Annotated in this window: 18 protein-coding genes and 1 pseudogene; 10 read left to right on the top strand and 9 right to left on the bottom strand. The window is 43.9% G+C overall.

Features of this window, described 5'->3' with window-relative positions:
* Nucleotides 1-343: SMI1/KNR4 family protein (locus tag JX312_RS01445; protein WP_204456708.1), on the top strand; the 343-nt coding region annotated here is incomplete at its 5' end.
* A gap of 147 nt (nucleotides 344-490) precedes the next feature.
* Here JX312_RS01445 and JX312_RS01440 read toward each other — a convergent pair.
* Nucleotides 491-859 carry a helix-turn-helix domain-containing protein gene (locus JX312_RS01440; protein ID WP_204456706.1) on the bottom strand — a complete coding sequence of 123 codons (369 nt, stop codon included), beginning with the start codon at nucleotides 857-859 and terminating at the stop codon, nucleotides 491-493.
* Between the two features lie 153 nt (nucleotides 860-1012).
* On the opposite strand from JX312_RS01440, the gene JX312_RS01435 reads away from it, so the two are divergent.
* The 4 genes from JX312_RS01435 to JX312_RS01420 all read left to right on the top strand — a co-directional run bounded on the left by JX312_RS01435 (nucleotide 1013) and on the right by JX312_RS01420 (nucleotide 4114).
* A complete protein-coding gene (locus JX312_RS01435) occupies nucleotides 1013-1657 on the top strand; it encodes a DJ-1 family glyoxalase III (RefSeq protein ID WP_204456704.1) in 645 nt (214 codons plus the stop codon).
* 248 nt (nucleotides 1658-1905) lie between these two features.
* Nucleotides 1906-2055 (top strand): hypothetical protein, encoded by a 150-nt coding sequence (locus JX312_RS01430; protein ID WP_164916576.1) that lies wholly within the window; start codon nucleotides 1906-1908, stop codon nucleotides 2053-2055.
* A 368-nt stretch (nucleotides 2056-2423) separates the two neighbouring features.
* Nucleotides 2424-3149, top strand: coding sequence for a DUF6088 family protein (locus JX312_RS01425; protein ID WP_124031054.1), 726 nt, complete (start codon nucleotides 2424-2426; stop codon nucleotides 3147-3149).
* The gene (locus tag JX312_RS01420; RefSeq protein WP_164916577.1) at nucleotides 3146-4114 is read left to right on the top strand and encodes a nucleotidyl transferase AbiEii/AbiGii toxin family protein; all 969 of its coding nucleotides are present in this window, start codon (nucleotides 3146-3148) and stop codon (nucleotides 4112-4114) included. Before JX312_RS01425 ends, JX312_RS01420 begins: the two co-directional genes overlap by 4 nt.
* A 278-nt stretch (nucleotides 4115-4392) precedes the next feature.
* Here JX312_RS01420 and JX312_RS01415 read toward each other — a convergent pair whose 3' ends face one another.
* A complete protein-coding gene (locus tag JX312_RS01415) occupies nucleotides 4393-4755 on the bottom strand; it encodes a hypothetical protein (RefSeq protein WP_204456702.1) in 363 nt (120 codons plus the stop codon).
* Nucleotides 4748-4882 (bottom strand): annotated as a pseudogene (locus JX312_RS14030) (HipA N-terminal domain-containing protein); the annotation flags it as partial. The pseudogene JX312_RS14030 and the gene JX312_RS01415, both read right to left, overlap by 8 nt.
* Before the next feature lie 12 nt (nucleotides 4883-4894).
* Here JX312_RS14030 and JX312_RS14280 point away from each other — a divergent pair.
* On the top strand, nucleotides 4895-5083 hold the full coding sequence (locus JX312_RS14280) for a helix-turn-helix transcriptional regulator (protein ID WP_204456700.1): 189 nt from the start codon (nucleotides 4895-4897) through the stop codon (nucleotides 5081-5083).
* Between the two features lie 93 nt (nucleotides 5084-5176).
* Nucleotides 5177-5932: a helix-turn-helix transcriptional regulator gene (locus JX312_RS01405; RefSeq protein WP_204456698.1), complete on the top strand. Its 756-nt coding sequence runs from the start codon at nucleotides 5177-5179 to the stop codon at nucleotides 5930-5932.
* Here JX312_RS01405 and JX312_RS01400 read toward each other — a convergent pair.
* Nucleotides 5924-6457: a hypothetical protein gene (locus JX312_RS01400; protein ID WP_124031059.1), complete on the bottom strand. Its 534-nt coding sequence runs from the start codon at nucleotides 6455-6457 to the stop codon at nucleotides 5924-5926. The genes JX312_RS01405 and JX312_RS01400 overlap by 9 nt on opposite strands.
* 132 nt (nucleotides 6458-6589) lie before the next feature.
* On the opposite strand from JX312_RS01400, the gene JX312_RS01395 reads away from it, so the two are divergent.
* The 3 genes from JX312_RS01395 (at nucleotide 6590) to JX312_RS01385 (ending at nucleotide 9619) form a co-directional block, all read left to right on the top strand.
* On the top strand, nucleotides 6590-8686 hold the full coding sequence (locus tag JX312_RS01395; RefSeq protein ID WP_123404807.1) for an outer membrane beta-barrel family protein: 2097 nt from the start codon (nucleotides 6590-6592) through the stop codon (nucleotides 8684-8686).
* Nucleotides 8664-9062, top strand: a complete 399-nt coding sequence (locus JX312_RS01390) for a hypothetical protein (protein ID WP_204456697.1) — start codon at nucleotides 8664-8666, stop codon at nucleotides 9060-9062. The genes JX312_RS01395 and JX312_RS01390 overlap by 23 nt, the downstream gene beginning before the upstream one ends.
* A 74-nt stretch (nucleotides 9063-9136) precedes the next feature.
* On the top strand, nucleotides 9137-9619 hold the full coding sequence (locus JX312_RS01385) for a PH domain-containing protein (RefSeq protein WP_123404803.1): 483 nt from the start codon (nucleotides 9137-9139) through the stop codon (nucleotides 9617-9619).
* A gap of 429 nt (nucleotides 9620-10048) precedes the next feature.
* Here JX312_RS01385 and JX312_RS01380 read toward each other — a convergent pair whose 3' ends face one another.
* The 5 genes from JX312_RS01380 to JX312_RS01360 all read right to left on the bottom strand — a co-directional run.
* Nucleotides 10049-12478, bottom strand: a complete 2430-nt coding sequence (locus tag JX312_RS01380; protein WP_204456695.1) for a glycoside hydrolase family 2 TIM barrel-domain containing protein — start codon at nucleotides 12476-12478, stop codon at nucleotides 10049-10051.
* An 8-nt stretch (nucleotides 12479-12486) separates the two neighbouring features.
* On the bottom strand, nucleotides 12487-13548 hold the full coding sequence (locus JX312_RS01375; protein WP_204456693.1) for a glycosyl hydrolase 53 family protein: 1062 nt from the start codon (nucleotides 13546-13548) through the stop codon (nucleotides 12487-12489).
* 10 nt (nucleotides 13549-13558) lie between these two features.
* Nucleotides 13559-15280, bottom strand: coding sequence for a DUF5114 domain-containing protein (locus tag JX312_RS01370; RefSeq protein WP_204456691.1), 1722 nt, complete (start codon nucleotides 15278-15280; stop codon nucleotides 13559-13561).
* Between the two features lie 9 nt (nucleotides 15281-15289).
* A complete protein-coding gene (locus JX312_RS01365) occupies nucleotides 15290-16903 on the bottom strand; it encodes a RagB/SusD family nutrient uptake outer membrane protein (protein ID WP_124031067.1) in 1614 nt (537 codons plus the stop codon).
* A 10-nt stretch (nucleotides 16904-16913) separates the two neighbouring features.
* Nucleotides 16914-18680, bottom strand: a 1767-nt coding sequence (locus JX312_RS01360; protein WP_204456690.1) for a SusC/RagA family TonB-linked outer membrane protein, incomplete at its 5' end; no start/stop codon positions are given.

Below are 18680 nucleotides of genomic sequence, written 5' to 3'. Positions count from 1 at the left end.
CATTAGGGATGCTGAATACGAAAGTTTTACGCAGTCTGTAAAGGAAATGATTCCTAATGGAGAAGATAAGTATTATCCAATCCTTGTGAATTATTCATCAGATTTTTATGCGTTGAAAGTATCGGAAGGTAAAGAAAATGGAATTTTCCTGATAGAACACGATGCTGATGGGCCAACAAAGATTCATCATTCTTTTGAGGACTTTCTTCGTACCATAATCGCTTGCTATAAGGGAAAAATCTATTTTTTGGATAATGACGGGTATCTTGATATGGACTTTGACAAAGAACAACTTATCGGCCAAAAGTATAATCCCGATATTGACTACTGGTTTGAAGATTAAGAGCAAAGTAGGTCTCTCCCAAAAAACTGATGAGAATTTATCAACCGAGAGAGTCGATGCGTCCGTAAGTGCGCTATTACATGGTGCTGGAGAGCGATGTGGACGGTGCCCATGCCTCTCGCTTCCTTGGCAAATTACAGGATGTAATCAACTCCATTTAGTCAAATTACGTTTGACCTCCTTCAAATTATTGCGCCCCCACTCCGAGAGCTGATTGAGTATTGGTATCAAGGTTCTACCCAAATCAGTTAACTCGTATTCTGTGCGAGGTGGCACCTCGGCATATAGGATTCGCTTTACCAGTCCGACTGATTCAAGTGTTTTCAGATGTCCTGACAATACCTTCGGTGATATGTCGGGGATTGCCCTCGACAATTCGTTGAAACGCATTACACCGAACTCGTCAAGTATGACAAGCAGGAGCATCGACCACTTATTTGCGAAATGTGCTATCACGTTCCTCATGGGGCATGTGGCGACACATGAATATTTTTCTGAAATTTTTTCGGTCTTCATCTGTCTGATATTGACTAAAAGTGAGTTTAAAGTAAGTGGCTACTCTCAAAGTAACCTCTTGCATGGTAGTGCATTGACAGCTAACTTTGCACTATCCAAAGGGTAGCAGTTACCCTTTGCAAAGTTAACACAAACATAATAAACCCACAAATTATGACTGAAATCAGTATCAGCATTCCAGCATCGGCTCAACCTTCAGGCAAGGCTGTGTTCGTGATGCTTGGAACAGGCTTCGATGAAATCGAGGCTCTGGCACCCGTCGATGTCATGCGACGTGCCGGGATGGAGGTTTTCACCGTCTCCATGACAGATAATCGTCTTGTAAAAGGAGCCACAGGCAACCTCATCGTTGCAGACATGAGTGTTTCCGATTTGTCCCCCGAGCGGATAGACTGGCTCATATTCCCCGGTGCCGATAAATCGGAGGATGCGGTAAACCTTGACGAAAAGCTGAGCGAGCTTGTGAAAGCCCACTGGGAAAAAGGAGGCAACATCGCCGCTATATGCGCCGCTCCGGCTCTGGTGCTTGGTCCGCTCGGTATCATCAACGGGGTAAAAGCCACCGGTTATCCGTTCCTCAAAGAAGACTTTGAAAATAATGGCGGGATATACTCTGAGGAGCCAGTGGTAATCGGAGACCGTCTTATAACCTCAAAGGGTCCCGGAACAACCCTCGAATTCGCACTTGCCATTGTTCGCAAGGCAAAGGGTCCGGATATGGAGAAGGCACTCCGTGAAGGTATGGTGATAGCCAATTGCAGATGCGATGATAATTGTACCTGCGGATGCAATAGCTAAAGCCTCAACGCCGCCTTTTGGCGGCCGAAATTTTTGGCAAAATGAAGGTGACGGAGGTCTTTGCTCCGCCACCTTCATCACTGATATGGGTTTGACTATGCTCTTTTTGACTCGTCATTGTTACCTTAAGCGGAAACTCGTCGACTTTCAGTTCTTTCTGCAATCATCTTCTTGTTAGCGTAGATGATACCGGCTATCTGCTCTGTATATTCGCAGACTCCGTTGGCGAAGGCTCGGCATTGGATTATGTGGTAGTCGTCAAGCGAGATTTCTATGGTGGCTATCTGCTTGTTGCCTATGTAGGCGGTGAGAGTCAGCGTACAGGTCTGGAGATTTTTCAGTCAAAAGGCATCAGAATATCCCCGGCACCACACGTTCCCCAATGGCAAGCAAGTTGAAAATCGTTGTTGATTAGACAATAACAGGAGCCACGACTCCGGCATGGTGAAAACATACAGCTACATAATCTCTCGGAAATATTATTGAAAGTAAATTCTCAATAATAATCTTAATCGAAATGGAACTGAGCGACATGACCAGCATAGTCTGCGAAGGACAGCCGACGAAGGAAGACTGTTCTCCGCAGTCTATGCCGAGTGTCGCAGTGTCAAAGCGGCATGTGAGGGAGCGGTCGTAAAATCCAGAGAATCAATTCGCATCTATCGCTCTCAATAGCAAAAATTTAGGCGAATCTTTTAATTTTGTTCGGTTTTTGCGCGTAAAAACAGAACAAAATCATTACCTTTGCAGTTGTAAATACATGACGATGGTCGAATCCAAGCAAATAGAACGTAGTGTGCTATCCTTTCCCGAGGAGACGATATTCACTATCGGCGATTTGAATCTGCCAATGCTATCGTGGGATAATATCCGGGTCAAACTCGGAAGGATGGTCAACGAGGGTGTTCTGCGAAAAGCAGGGAAAGGGCGGTTCTATCGTCCGAAGACCTCCATATTCGGTGAAGTTATGCCAAGCCAAGAGGAAATAGTCAAGGATTTGCTTTGGGATGGTGACACTCCGACAGGTTATATTACGGGGTACTCCCGATGGAATGAAATGGGTCTTACCACACAGATTTCCGGAATAATTCAAATCGGTATAAACGGAGTCAAGAGGAACCTTGACAGAGGGGGGTATTCCGTTCGATTCATAAAGCAGCCTAATGAGATAACCGTAGACAATATCAAGTACCTTGTCATTCTTGACGCCATCAACAATATTCGTAAAATACCGGATACGACAGTAGTAGCGTCTCTCAATCGGTTAGCTGTAATTATAAAACGTTTAGGAGCTGACGAGATTGAGATTATGACAGGACTTGCCATGAAATATCCGGCAAGGCTTCGTGCTCTATTAGGAGCGATGCTTGAAAATATAGGATATGAATCCTCATCTTCTCTGCTGTATGAAACCCTCAATCCATTGACTTCATACGACTATCCGGGGCTGTCGGCACATTTGTCCAACTCATTAAAATGGCATCTAAAATGAAACTTCACGAAAACAAAGAACAATTGGCTGATGCGATCAGAATCACTTCTGCCGAACTCGGAATCCCTCAAAAGTTTGTTGAGAAGGATTATTGGATATGTCAGATTTTGCAACGGCTTTCACGAATGCCGCAGACTGAAAGGACTGTGTGGAAAGGCGGAACATCGCTCACCAAAGGATACGGTATCATTCAGCGATTCTCCTCCGATGTGGATCTTGCCATAATTGGAGAGGGACTAAGCAATAATCAGCAGAAGAAGCTTGTGCTTCATCTTGGGAAAGACACCACAATAGACCTTGAAGAGACGGAGGAATTCGGAGAATCAATCAAGAACAGCCGATTCAGAAAAACATATCACTCTTATCCGTCGGTAATAGACCGCACTGACACATCACTTGACTTTCTCGGCAACTATGTTATTGTCGAGATCAACACTTATGGCAATCCCTATCCGTTTGTCAGACAATTCGTAAAACCGTTCATAACCGAGATGATGGAAAAGCGGCAACTCGAAGGTCTGATAGCGCAGTTGGATATGGCTCCTTTTGAGTTGAATGTCCTTGACAAGCGCAGGACAATGTGCGAGAAGGTCGTATCGCTGCTCCGATTTTCGTTTGAAGAAGACCCGATGGCAGGACTCACCTCCAAAGTACGACATTTTTATGACCTTCACTTCCTGATGAAGGACAAAGAATGTCATGAATATCTTGATTCATCATTCCCCGTTGAGCTTCGAGAACTTGTAGCACATGACAAAGCCGAATTTGACCGTCCCCCATTATGGAAAACTTCAGACGTGTTACAATCCCCGTTGCTCACCTCCTTCTCAGAGATGTGGAAGCGAATCGCTCCCGTCTATCAGTCTGAGGTCGGAGCATTATCGTTCGGAGAATTGCCAAAGCCGGAAGAGGTGTCGCAATCAATGGACTTCTTGATAAGAATAGTTCAGAAAGCACTGTGCTGATTGTAAACGCAAGACAGAAAAAGTGATTTAACAACCTTGCTAAAAAATCGCAAAATCGAACCCTCACACTTGCGAAGGTGACTGAATTTTAGTATATTTGCATTTGCAATCCACACTTGTGGCCACGGCGAGAGAGCCATCTGAAAATGAAAGAAAAGATTCGTTACATACTCGTTCCACAAGAAAAATGAGCGTATGTAACTGATTGAAATAACTGCATTTGGAGCGCAAGGAACAAGTCCAAGAAAGATTTGAACCCGACGGGAATTCCGGCTCTTTTACAGCAGTCCTAAACGTGCCGACATTGTGTTAAGTTTTTCCCGATAAGCCACAATCATATCCTTCGGCAAAAAGGATTCTTCGATGAGGGCATACCACTTAGGTAATGTCTTGGCAAACTTCTTGAAAAGCTTTTCGATGGCTTTTTCATCCATTCCGCTGTCAAGCATTGCCTTTTCAAAGTCAGCTCTTTTTATCTTTTTTTTCTTGCCATTCAGAGTCAGAGCCAGCTCCTTGATATTGACTCTGGTATATGGAAGCACCGGCACCGTTGTCGATTCAAATATCTTACGGGCACACGACTTATGATAATCCACCTCGCCATCTGCGAGGGGTTTATAGCAATAGAGACACTTACACATTTTCAACCTCCTTTCTTTCGACTGGTATCACACTTACATTGCCGATGCAATCCTTGCAACAGGCAAGGAGGAGTGAAAATCTGTCACGGGCAGATATTTTCCAGCTCTGCTCAGCTATGTCAAATAATAAATAGTGAAGATGGCTGTTTCCAATAGAATCTATGAGCTTATGCAAGAGAAAGGTCTGTCGAAAGCTGAGTTTGCCAGATCCATAGGAAAACGCCCTTGCGAAGTTACNAANTGGCTTAGCGGCCAGCACAATTTCACTCTTGCTACCCTTGCTATGCTGTCCTCCTTCTTCGGACAGCCGATTATATCAGTTCAATAATTGACGTATGCAAATGAAAGCAATGATTTCAAGGACTCATGATGAATATGTTGCTTATTTTTTTTACTTTTGCAACCGTAAAACTGTATATAGATGAAAACGACAAACGATTTCTTCATACCTGATAATGAAGTCAAGCTCCCGGAGGAACTTGATTACAGCCGGGTGGATGAATACATCCGCTCGGCTGAGGCATTTTCTCGCTCCTCATATCAGAGCGTCTATATCATCGACTATTTCAAGCAGAATTTCCTGTATGTGTCGCCCAATCCTATGTTCCTGTGCGGTTTGACACCCGAGCAGATGATGAATCTTGGCTATCGTTTCTATCTGGAACACGTGCCGGAAGATGAACAGCAGTTTTTGATTGATCTGAACGAGGCAGGATTTTCATTCCATCAAACAATTCCTGTCAAAGAGCGCAAGGACTGGTACATTTCATACGACTTTAACATACTTAACGGAGGCAGGAAGATTCTCGTTAATCATAAACTCACTCCTCTTGTATTGACTTCCGACGGTCGTATATGGCTTGCGCTCTGCGTGGTATCGGCAGCAACCCACACATCGCCCGGTCATATTGAAATGCACCGTGTTGGCTCTCCGGATTATTTTGAATACAACCGAAACACACGCCGATGGGATAAGCGGCAAATGCCAACCCTTACCGAGGGGGAAAAGGCTGTGCTCACTCTGTCGATTCAGGGCTACACCATGTCGGAGATTGCTGACCGAATATGCCTGTCACCCGACACCATCAAGAAATATCGTCAGCGCATATTCGAGAAACTTGATGTGCGCAATATATCCGAAGCAATCGTTGCGGCTACAAACAACAAGTTACTCTAAATTCTTGCACAAATAGAAACGAGGGAAGTGTTTTACCTCGCGCCCGACGGCGATGTTGGCTGCTATCCGTGCGCATATATGCGCTGCGGTTTTAAGTGCGGCATTGCTCGTTACGCCGTTTCTGATGTCGGATAATGAATCACGCAACCACTCGCAACCATCTACATTCCAGAAAGCACAGTACCCTGCCATATATGTTGCCGCCCATTGCCGGAGGTCAGGTTTGCATATTATGTCCCTTTCATCATCGGGCATAACTACAATCACACCGGCTCCATTTACAAAATCGAATGGCAGTATCAAAGGGATGTCTGTTACCTTTGACATACAAGAACTGCCTTCGTTGACATTCTCGGCGATAACATCGAAATTGCTTATCGCAGGCTGCTTATCAGAGGAACATATTATCTGAATGGACTCAAAGCCCAACTGTTGAAGTTCGGCATTGATGCTGTCAATAAACTCAGTCGCTCCAACGACTGCAATTTGACAGTCTGCAATCCGGCGTTCTTCTTCGCGTGTCATATTCATTATTGATTTTACACTGCAAAAGTAGAACTATCCCCCTTGTTGTGCCATACCCAAAAGTGTATGTTTTCAACTCCCAACTCATTTGTATACTTTTGGGTATGGCAGGGAATTTTATCAGCAATACCTTTGCATTGTGAAAATTCAAAATCCCAACGATATGAAAAAATTATAATCGCACTTGTAGCTGTATTAAGCGTCCTATCGGCGCACGCTCAAATAGAGCGTCAGCTTCAGGAGGTGACAGTCGTTGCCTCCCGCACAACAAACAATGCCGAGGGTTATACAACCAACCTCAAAGGCACGGACATCGCGAAAGGTAAACCGGCTGTTGATGTTCTCGGTTTCCTTCCCAATATCTCCCGCGAAAACGGTACGTTCAAAATAAATGGTCTTGCCGCAAGTGAGATTTACGTTGACGGCGTGAAGCTCTCCGACCTTTCGGAACTAAACAATATTCCCGGTGAGATGATCGATAAGGTACAGGTCAAATATCTCGCAGGCGCCGATCAGAACGCTGCTATGAGCGGAGGCACGATAATGATTTCGCTCCGTCGTCCACCCGAAGGCGGATATTACGGTAGCGTCATGGCTAATGCCGACTGGTATAGCTCCTGCGGTTTCGGAAATGAAAGTATTGGTGGTATGGTCAACTACCGCTACAAGAATCTCAGCGTTTATGAAAATCTATATGTAGGTGACACAAAAATTGAAGAATCCTCAGAGCAATGGCTCGACGGACCGGATTTGCAGACATACCTCACTGAAACAACTAAATCAAAGGGCTTTGATTTCCGCAACCGTCTTAGCCTTACTCAGCAGTTTAACTCCGGCGCACAGCTTGGAGGCAGTTACCTTATTGCTACTTCGCGTCCAAGACCGACCTCGTTCTCCATGCTTGAAAACTCCTTGTCAGCAATAGACAAGCGAATAAATGCAGTCACACAAGAAGGCACTCTGAAATTCCTACTCCCTCTCAACAAGAAAGGGGCGGCAATGGAGCTGACAGCAGACTATCTTAACCGCCACAGCAATGAGTGCGCAGATTATTCTATGGATAATGATGTTGTCGGAGCGACATACGACAAGGACAACCTAAATTTATGGAAATTCAAAGCTGACTTTCTTTACCCTCGCAGTAGTAGACTGTCATGGAAGTTCGGGGCTTCCGCACAATGGATATCCTCGACATTCACGCCTTCCGCCTCTATTGAAAGTGACCGATTCAGTGTAAGTTCCATACCTACCGGAACAAGCGGTTTCACCCCAATAGTATATGCCTCCGCACAAGGTATGGTCTGGAAACTGCGTTACAGTGCCGGCGTAAACTGGCAACTTAATAGAATAGGCTATCATGACAAACAGGCTGATATAAAGAGCCACAATACACAATGGGCTATAAATCCTACCGTTCAGTTAATGATGCCTTTCGGATCAAAAATGAATCATACGGTAATGTTGAACTACAAACGAACATTAAGCGATATTCCATATACTGCGATTTCATCGGTAGTCAACTGGGATGACCCGTATAACTACACGGTAGGAAATCCAAATCTCAAAGCTCAGTCGGCAGACATGATTATGGCAGGTTTATCTTTGTTCAGGAATAAGGTTAATATCACAGCATTATATGCCCATTCTCACGACCGCATATATTGGCAGACATTCCAGAGCACGGAAAATCCGGATGTATTTTATACAAAACCGGTCAACATATCCGGTCAGGGAGTATGGGGCTTCGGTGCCGAATGGATAGAATCTCCCGTAAAATGGTGGAAATTCAAACTCTCAGGCCGCATAGAGATAACGCCGGAAAATATTACCATCGCAAATATTCATTATGGCAAAACACGGTTAAAGGAATATTTCTATTTCAACAACAATTTCAGGTTTCCCAACGGATGGGGCGGTATGCTCAATGTCAATTTCGAGCCTACATATAAGACCCTCGACCGCACATACCACGCTGTTTATAATGTAAACGGCAAAATCTATAAGTCATTCCTGAAAGACAATCTACAGGTTGCCGTCGAATTTACCCCCGTTGGTAATCGACGAAAACTTGACAGACAAGTCGGCATGAACAAGTTGTCGTATAAGTACACAACGCCTGTCCAGTATGTAGGTCTGTCGCTTACCTGGAACTTTTCAGGAGGCAAACAAGTTGACGTAAACGTGGTGGATGGCATACAAGACTATCGTGAAACAAAAGACAACAGATAAGAGTATGAAAACAACAATCACAATAATGACGGCAATAGTAGCCGTTATCCTCCTTAGCTGCTGCCATGCCAATTCGGACTATGAAACAGAACAGGCTGAACTTGAAAGAGAACAGTTGGAATTAGCGGAGGGACAAGCCGAACTTAAAGAAGAGCGAGAAGAACTGCGCCGCGAATATGCCGAGATGAAAGAAGAATATCTCCGTGAAAAGGCTGAATTTCAAAAAGAGCAAAAGGCACTTCGCAAAAGTGTAAAGAAAGAACATTCAGCAAAATCAGTCAAGCGAGATACAGTCATACAACAACTGTCATATACCGAAATATCAGAACTCACTGATAAGGTTAAATCGGCAGGTCTATGGCCAACCAATAAGTAAAAACAGCTTAATCATACATCATCAACCGCCCTCGGTCTTGAGCACCGAGGGCGATAACTAAAATTCTTCAAAGAATGAAGCAAAAAGTTAGCCTCAGTTTATTTTCAATTACGTTATCCGGCATAATGATGATTATTCTGTTACGTGCGCTTTATTATAGCAATAGCTCTGTTAGTATTAGCATTATAAGTGCCATAATAATTGTGTGGTGCGGATTGGCTTTGTATTATATGCCTCTATCGGTAACCGTTAACGATGTAGATTTGTGTGTAAACCGCACTCTTTGTGCAAAACGAATACCATTGAAAGAAATCGGTGAGATAAAGCGGATGACTGCTTCGATGCTTGGTTGGCGTTTCTTCGGTTGTGACGGTTGTTTTGGCTATTGGGGCTGGTTCAAGGGGAAGACTTTAGGCAAGTATTTTGCATACTATGGTAAAGAGTCCGATTGTTTTTTTGTACGATTAAAAGATGGTCGACAATATGTGCTCGGCTGCGACAATCCTGACGCCATTGTCAACTATATAAAATCGAATTTTTTTCTTGAAACAGCTTAATCATATAATCACAACCGCTCCCGGTCATGAGCGCCGAGGGCGATAAAAGACAGTTATAAACCAACTAATATTTTGAGTTATGGCTAATTACTTTGAAAAGAGGGACAGATTTCAACAAGAGCGAGAAAAGTATTATCGAGAGAAAACTAATACTCGACTAAAATATGTAGCACTGATTTCTATCTGTATTTCTATAATACTTTTGTTGACGATGGCTTTTGGCTTTGTCGATTATAATAATACGACCGCTATATTATTTATGCGCGGTTGTGCCGGATTATTTGCGCTAATATTTGTTGTGTTGGTAGCCATTATTGTATATCGCGTAAATATTTCCTATTTTAACGACAAGCTCTTAGATCGGAGCTGAATTTCGACTGCTCCGATAAAAAAATCAGCCTAAAACAATCTTTTTTACCAATTCTGAACCTATTTTACCTCTATTGTTGTCGTTACGGGTTTTACTCCGGGAGCTGATGCCGTAAATATTAAGATTCCTTCGCTATTGGAACTTCTAACTATCGCAGTTGCTGCACCGCTGAACAAATCCATCTCTGGATTTTGGAATGGAAGAAGCGACGTTGGGTCACCATTTGCGGTAGCTTCAAATGTTCCTGCTCCACTGACTTTGAATTTTACTCTCCGGTTGTCAGTCGGAATTATATTACCGTCCTTATCGGCTACTTGAATTGTAATATATGACAAATCTTCACCATTGGCTGTGAGGGATGTACGATCCGGTATGGCTACTAAATGATGTGGCTTACCTGCTGTTTTTATTGTTTTTTCAGCAACAGCATGTCCGTCGTTATCATAAGCCACTACTCTAACTTCGCCCGGTTCATATCGAGTGTCCATCCACATAAGACGATAACGATTATAGACGGTAGAATCGTTTTTCTCTCTCATCCCTTGACTTTTACCGTTGATAAACAGTTCGGCTTTCGGATATGATGTATAGACAAACACGGGAGTAATCTCATCTTCACGGCCCTTCCAGTTCCAATGCGGAAGTATGTGGAGCGTTGGAGATTCATCATTCCATTTGGACCGATAGAGATAATAGCGGTCTTTCGGAAGCGAGGCAAGGTCAATGATGCCGAACACAGAGCTATGGCTGGGCCACGCATCTGTATCATAAGGCGATGGTTCTCCAAGATAGTCAAATCCTGTCCATACGAATTGACCGATACACCAGTCGTGATCATCATCCCTTGCGAAATCAAGATCCGGGGTATTTGACCAAGAGCAGCTTTCGTTGTCATAACTATTAGACTGATTGCCTTCATGAAGCACCACATTATGATCCTTAAATTCAATCGGGAAGAAATACTGACCTCTCGAAGAAACAGTTGAAGCTGTCTCCGAGCCGAGAATCAACCGATTGGGAAGTTTCTCGTAAAATTTATCATATAATTGAGGTTTATAATTGAATCCAGGAATATCGAGAGCAGCAGCAAAACCATTGTCAATAACCGCGCCTTCTCCCACTTGATCCATTCCGCAGGTAATAGGGCGTGTAGGGTCAAGCTGTCTTACAGTATTCCGTAGTCTCATAAGTTCATTTATGCCCGGTTCTCCCCATTGACTCGGAACTTCATTTCCGATAGACCACATTACTACCGAGGGATTGTTTCTATAATGGCGTACCATGTTTGATACATCTTTATCCGCCCATTCATTAAACACTGCTCCGTAACCGTTGGGTGATTTGGGACGGAATCCCCAATCATCAAATGGTTCTACCATCATCATTAATCCCATTTCATCACAAAGTTCTACAAGTTCCGGTGCCGGCATATTATGCGAAGTACGAATGGCATTGACTCCCATGTCTTTGAGCAAGTCCAACTGATGACGCAATGCCGATTTATTTACGGCAGCCCCTAATGGACCGAGATCATGATGATTGCACACGCCCTTGAATTTTATGGGTTCTCCATTAAGGAAAAATCCTTTTTCAGGAACGTAAGCGAGTGAGCGTATTCCGAATCGTGTCTCATATTCATCAACGTCCTTTCCATCAACAGATAGTGTGGTTTTTGCGGTATATAACTCCGGGTTGCGAGGACTCCATAAATCAGGATCGTTCACAAGGAAATTTTGTGTAAACTCCTGTCCTCTGGCACAAAAAACATTCGATGCTTTAGCAACTTCTTTTCCTTGTGGATTAAGGATAACAGTTTCCACTCTGATATTTTGGCGATTATACGTCCCCTCAATATCCATAGTCAAAGAAATTGAAGCATATTCCTTTGTAACCACAGGAGTTGTCACAAAAGTTCCCCAAGTCGGAATATGGATTTTATCGGTATTCACAACATGGACATTGCGATAAATACCCGCTCCGGGATACCAGCGAGACTGCCCGTCTTTGTTCTCACAGGCAACCTCAAGATGGTTTTCTCCGGGAACTGCAATACCATCGACAACGGCATAGAACGAATTGTATCCGTATGGCCAAGAAATTACCTTTTTACCATTCAATGTCACATCGGCATTGCTCATAACTCCGTCAAAGACAAGAGTAATGGTTCGACTTGTAGTATCTGGGACTTCAAAAACGGTACGGTATATGCCTTTGCCGATGAATGGAAGTCCGCCGGTTCGTCCTGTCTTTTCAGTCGCCTCTGCTTCACCATTCTGTTCAACAGCGACAACCTGCAAATCGTGCTTCCTATCAAACGGGCCGTAAATAGCCCAGTCATGAGGGACAGTGACTTTTTGCGATACAGACTCGTTAAAGGAATCTCCACGGCAAAATTCCCACCCGTTTTTTAATGTCTGTACTGTTCGTTGGGCATTTATATTAATGGCTCCCGAAAGAGCCATTAATATAATCAAGTGTCGAGAGTTCATATAACCTTTCATTTGTTCTTAAAAGCATCAAGAGCAACAGTGGGAGCGTCATTGTCGAAACATCCGAGGTTGTAGCCGCCATTGTAACCATTGGGTGCCTGCGGTTCCCAATAGAAAATTCCCTCAATGTCTGTACCCATCATCTTGGTGATTAACTGCTTGCAGAGTTCTCCCTGATCGTATGGCATACCAATTTCGCAAATCATCACCGGCTTATTATATTTCTGTTTGAGATGATTAATGTTTGCAATACAATCATCCGCTACTTTCTGCCAGCCGCCGGTTTCGCCTTGTTGTTCCGCCCAATAGGGATATAGCGACATTCCAATCATATCATATTTACCACCATTGTTTTCAAGTATGTCAAACATACGGTCGTATGCCCATTGATTGTTTCCACCATCAAGATGAACAATGACTTTCGCTTCGGGGAAAACTGCCTTAACTGCATCATAACCGGCATTGTTAAGTTGTGTCAACTGAACAGGATTGTCAACAGAGCCAACCGGTAGCATCATGCCAGGGGTTGTTTCGTTTCCGACCTGTACCCATTCGGGGGTGACACCGGCATTTTTCAAGGCGGTCAATGTTTCATTCACATGGTTTGCAACAGCGCTTTTTAGGTTATCGAAAGAAAGTTCTTTCCATGCTTCGGGCATTTCTTGATGTCCGGGATCTGCCCATGTGTCGGAGAAATGGAAGTCGATCATTGTACGAAGTCCGAGATTTTCAGCTCTACGGGCTTTGAGAACCACGTCATCGACATTGTTCCATCCATCTTTCGGATTAACCCATACTCGCAGACGTATGGAATTTACTCCACAATGATCACGTAGAAGCTGCATACACTCCATTTCTTGTCGGTCTTCTCCGGGAGTATAGAATTTACGCCCCTCCGATTCCATCTGAGTAAGCCAGCTCACATCTGCACCACGAGCGAAGCCCACTTCTTTCTCTATTGCTGAAGGATTGTCCTGTCGGGGATTTGTGACAGGTCCGTCTTCCGAACATGCGCCACAAAATACTGAGGCTGCAAATGCCAAAGCGGGAATTATTGTTGTCATTTTCATTGATTTCTTTTTATTTTAGCGAATAAGAATACGTTTGTTTGCCAAGATCCACAGTCAGGATATAAGTCTCTCCAATGGTCAAGTCGTTGTCTCCATCAAATCCGGTAGTGGCATCAGAATGACCGAGTTTTAATTTACCATCTCCACCACCGAAGAACAGCCCCCAATCTCCATTTATCAGAACTTTTACGCCCCACGGAGTATTGACAGTTTTAATAAATTCACCGGTAAACACCTCCGGATTGTCATTAGACTGTTCCATTGGATGCTCGCTCCAATCGTCATTCAATCCCGTAAAAGAAACTGCATTGACTGGAGTAAGAGTATATGTCAACGCTGACATATTGAAATCCATAACATATAGTCCGTTCTCAGGTTGAGGGATGTTTCCGTCATTGCCAGACTCGGCAAGAACCAGATTTCCAGCAAGAGGAGTTGCACCATCTGCGCCCTTGTATGCTACATCCCATTCAGCCTTGGGATATGCCCGATAACCCCATTCTGAAGCAATCCAGTGGGCGCCTCCATAGCACTTGGCTGATTCATCGTATAGGGATATGTAGTCATCAAAGCCATTCCAATTCACGACTCCGGAAAAATACAAGTAAGGTTCTGTTTCAGGAGTGGGTTCATCCGGAATATCGCCTGCGGCGATTGTCAGCTCCAATGGATTTGACAGGTCAAGCAATAGATTAGTTTCTCCGGCTGGTAGATTCAAAGTTATTGTAGAACCATTTTCACCGAAAACAAGATTCCGGCTGTTACCACTGAAAGCAACGTTCTTTTCCACGGCCGGTCCCATATCGGTTGTCTCTTTGTTGTAGAGGCGACCATGTCCGGTTACTGTGATTGAAACCGTTGATGCAGAGGGTAAACTAATTGGTAGAGTCCACTGATTATTTCTCTGATTGTATGTCATTTCTCCGGTTAGCTCACCCGCAACACTCAGATTGTCGATATGAAGCGCACTCCACCAGCTTTCAACAGTGTTAACAGTCGTAAAATAACATCCGGATGGATCGGGGAACCAGAAATTCCAATGGTCATCAGCAGAGGAAGCATGGAATGTCATGCCTTCCTTGCCAAGATTGCCCCACAGGACATTATTAGCTTCTCGGAACCACCAATTAGTCCAGCCATTTACGCCCATAAATCCTTGATATATTCCATTCTCATCAGGTGATGCAAGTTGCATCGCAGTCNCATTCCTGTCTTTATCAAGCACCGTGCCAAGAATTAAATGAATTCGATAAGATTGAACCATTGCCTTCAAGACCGAGGAATAAGTCGGAGCCATGTTCGCAGAAAGCACGGAACGGATGCGAATATAGAGAGGGGCTTTTTCATCGGCTGTATAGCCGAGACGTCCAAGAAGAGAATTAAGTTCCTCGCACAAGAATTGGCGGGAACGGACACCTTTTTCCACGCTCAAATCTATCGTGCCTGTGAATTGTTCATCTTTGGAGAGTTGGATTGTTTCCTCCGCTGCATTTACAGGTGCTTGAAGGAGTGTATCGCTCAAGGCAAGTTGTCCATCTCCACTCCAATAAATGGTCATGGCAAGAGCCTGTGGGTTATCAGGTGTCAGTATGATATCACCTGTCGCTCCTCCCAAAGCCGTATCTTCGGAAGACAGGACATACACCGGATCGATATCACTGTCACACGAGGCAAAGCCAAGTGCTGTGATACCTGACAGCAGTGATGCTTTTAATATATTTTTTAAATTCATAGTTTGTTATCAATAAAGCGGGTTTGACAGATTGGGATTGGCTGTAAGGTCAGTGTCCGGAATTGGGTAGATATTGTAACGCTCATTAACTGAGCGGCCATCCAGAACACCACCTTTCCACTGCCATATATAGGAATCAGATGTGAATTTTCCGAAACGTACAAGGTCTGTCCGGCGGATTGATTCAAGATATAGTTCTCGGCCACGTTCATCAAGAATAAAGTCCAAAGTGAGGTCAGCATCAGATATTTTCCCACTTTCATCATTATTATATGCGCGGAGACGAACTTGATTCACCAGATTAAGAGCTTCACCACGGGAAATTCCCGAACCACCACGGAGCAAAGCCTCTGCAGCCATAAGATACACGTCGGCAAGACGAATCAACGGGTAATCGGTAGAACAGCCAGTAGCTGCCGAGTTTGATGCAGCAACGCCGTCGTCGGTAAGATTTGAGAATTTCTCAAAGAAATATCCTTCCGACTGATTGTCTATTGGCCCAGAGAAGTATTGTTCCTGTCCGTCCGTATAGAACATAGCACGGCTATCAAGAGTATTGGATACATCGCCGAACTTTTCGACTATTTCACCACGGGCACGGAACATGCCCCAACCATTTGTCAGACCGTATTTTGCCGGATCTTGTGAGCTTGAGTTTCCACATGAACCACACACGAGATAAGTTCCACCTCCCCATGTGACAGAAGTCGTTGCGTCACATACCATTGCAAATAGAATTTCATGTGTGCGTTTGTGATTGTCGGCATTGAAAAGTTTTGCATAATCCGGCTCAAGATGAAAGGAAGGATTAGAAATCACTTTATGACATGCGGTTATACACTCGGTATAATATTTCGTATCAACGCTTCCACGATACACAGCACTGTTAAGGTAAAGCCTTGCAAGCAGTGCCCATGCTGTGGGTTTGCTGGCTCTCCCATATTCATTAGTATCCGGCAGTGAGGCATCAGATCCTTCAGCAACAAGAGATTTAAGTTCGTTTTCAATGAAGTCAAATAATCCGACTCCATCATAAGCTTCGGGGATGAAGCCGGTCACTGGTGTATTCTCATCGACTTGCGGACCTTTCCGATAAAGATCGAGTACCATCCAATAGCTAAATGCTCTCATGAAGCGGGCTTCAGAGCGATAAGCACGTATCTCACTTTGTTCGGTTGGGGAAAAGTTTGCAATTGCGCCATCTGAACAGTTACGTAGGAACTCATTGCAAAGGGTGATGTTGAAGAACAACCAATAATAAGAGTCCGATACCCATGAGTCTTTTGAACTCCAATTTATGTAGGTCAAATCAACGAGATTGTTGCCCGACAACCATGTGTTTGCAACTTCATCAGTAGCGGCCTCCTGAAGGTTGAAATATCCACGGGAAAAATCCTGTCCGTTGATTGTTGTAAGGTCTCCATTGTCACCACCTTGACCTTGACCGGCAAGGACATAAGAGGCATATATTTTTGCGAGGACCTTCTTGTAGTTCTCAGGCTGTGAATACACATCGTTTGATGTGGTTTCTGTTACTGGCATTTGGTCGAGGTCGCCAGTACAACTACCCAGCAGCAGTCCAAGTCCCAGCAAAAAGCCGAATAATATATTTAATTTTTTCATTGTCGTACTTTTAGAAATTGAGGCCGAATGTTACTGAATATGTCCGGGGGCGAGGATAGACAGCCGTATCAACGCCATTGCCGGTTTCAGGATCAACGCCCTTGTATTTGGTTAAAGTGAATACATTTTGAACCATTGCCGAGACATGGAGATTCAAACTCTTATAAACTTGCCCAAAATCATACATCAACTGAAGGTTATCCATTTTGAGGAATGATGCGTTTTCAAGATAATAATCGCTTAGGAACTGACGGCGCTGGAATCTGGTGTCAAGAAAACTCCGATTTAGGTTGTTTAGCTGATAATCATTATAGCTCATGGTCTCCCATGCACCGGTATTCATAGCCATTCCATTAAAAATATATCCACCAAGATTAGCGCGCAGGGAAGTGGAAAGAGTCCATTTCTTATAACGCAGGCTCGTTGACAAACCGAGAATCCAATCAGGGGCAGGGGAATGACAATGATAGCGGTCATTGTTTGTTATCTGTCCGTCTCCATCAAGATCTGCATACAAACCTTCAATTGGCCGTCCGGTCTCTTGATCATAAAGCTGCTTATAAAGATAAAACGAATAAGGCGCATAATTCGTAGAGAATACCTGCATCTGGTAAGCGTCAATCCAAGGACCCACCTCGGTATCGGGACTTGGTGCTCCCGGTGTAAGTGTTAAGTTTTTGATACGAACACGTTGCCATGCGGCATTAGCAGTAACATTCCACGACCAATCCTTATTGTCAATTAAATGTGCAGTAAGTGCAAGTTCAAGACCTTTTGAATCAACATTACCCACATTTTCAAGCATCAGCTTGTCAAAATTTGTGCCTGCCGGAACTGGTACAGTAGCAAGCAGGTTTTCTGTCTTACGGGTATAGAAATCTGCCGAGAATGTGAACCGGTTTTCCAACAAAGCCAAGTCAATACCATAGTTCCATGATTTTGTTGTCTCCCATTTCAAATCCGGGTTATATGCTTCGGGACGATAAGTATAGACCGGATTCCCTCCGAAAAGGTACTGCGCCCCGTCAAGACCGGGGGTATAAACCGGAATATATCCATAATTGGTGATACCATCCTGTTGTCCGGTCACACCGTATGATGCACGAAGTTTGAGATCGTTTATCCAACCACGCAAAGGCTCAAAGAAATTTTCCTGAGAAACACGCCATGCAAGAGCTACTGACGGGAACGTACCCCAACGATTGTCTTTAGAGAATCGGGATGAACCATCACGGCGGACTGTCGCAGTCAAGAGATAACGGTTCATAAAGGTATAGTTCAAACGACCGTAGTAGGAAATCAAAGAATGTCTCTGATCTGTGGCTGCAGATGTTGATTGTTGCACACCATCGGCATTCAGTACTGCATAAAAAGGTGTGGTATATTTCCAATACTGATAATCATATCCAAAGGTTATGTCGATATTTGAATTTATTGCATTAAAATCCCGATTATAATTTGCATATAAGGTCAATAACTTATTATAGTTTTTTTGAGGTCCGTAAGTATAATTACGACCACCTGTTGTATAATAAGAAACAGCTTCCTTAGGAACTACAATAGTACCCTCTCCTTTAGACCAATCGTATCCGCCTGTTGCATGAAGTCTAAGTCCTTTGACCCATCGGATGCTCCAATCAACATCAATATTGCCGATGACACGATACACATCAGAGGTAGATTTATATTGATTTAGACGTCCAAGCGCATTGGCAAGTGCTCCTGTTACAGGGATTCCGTTTGCATCTACAGCTTCATTATATCCACCAAAAGAATC

The sequence above is a fragment of the Barnesiella sp. CU968 genome (genome assembly GCF_905219685.1).
GTDB classification, from domain to species: domain Bacteria; phylum Bacteroidota; class Bacteroidia; order Bacteroidales; family Muribaculaceae; genus Lepagella; species Lepagella muris_A.
The sequence above is the reverse complement of the archived record's forward strand: the minus strand, read 5'-3'. Positions and strand labels throughout refer to the sequence as shown.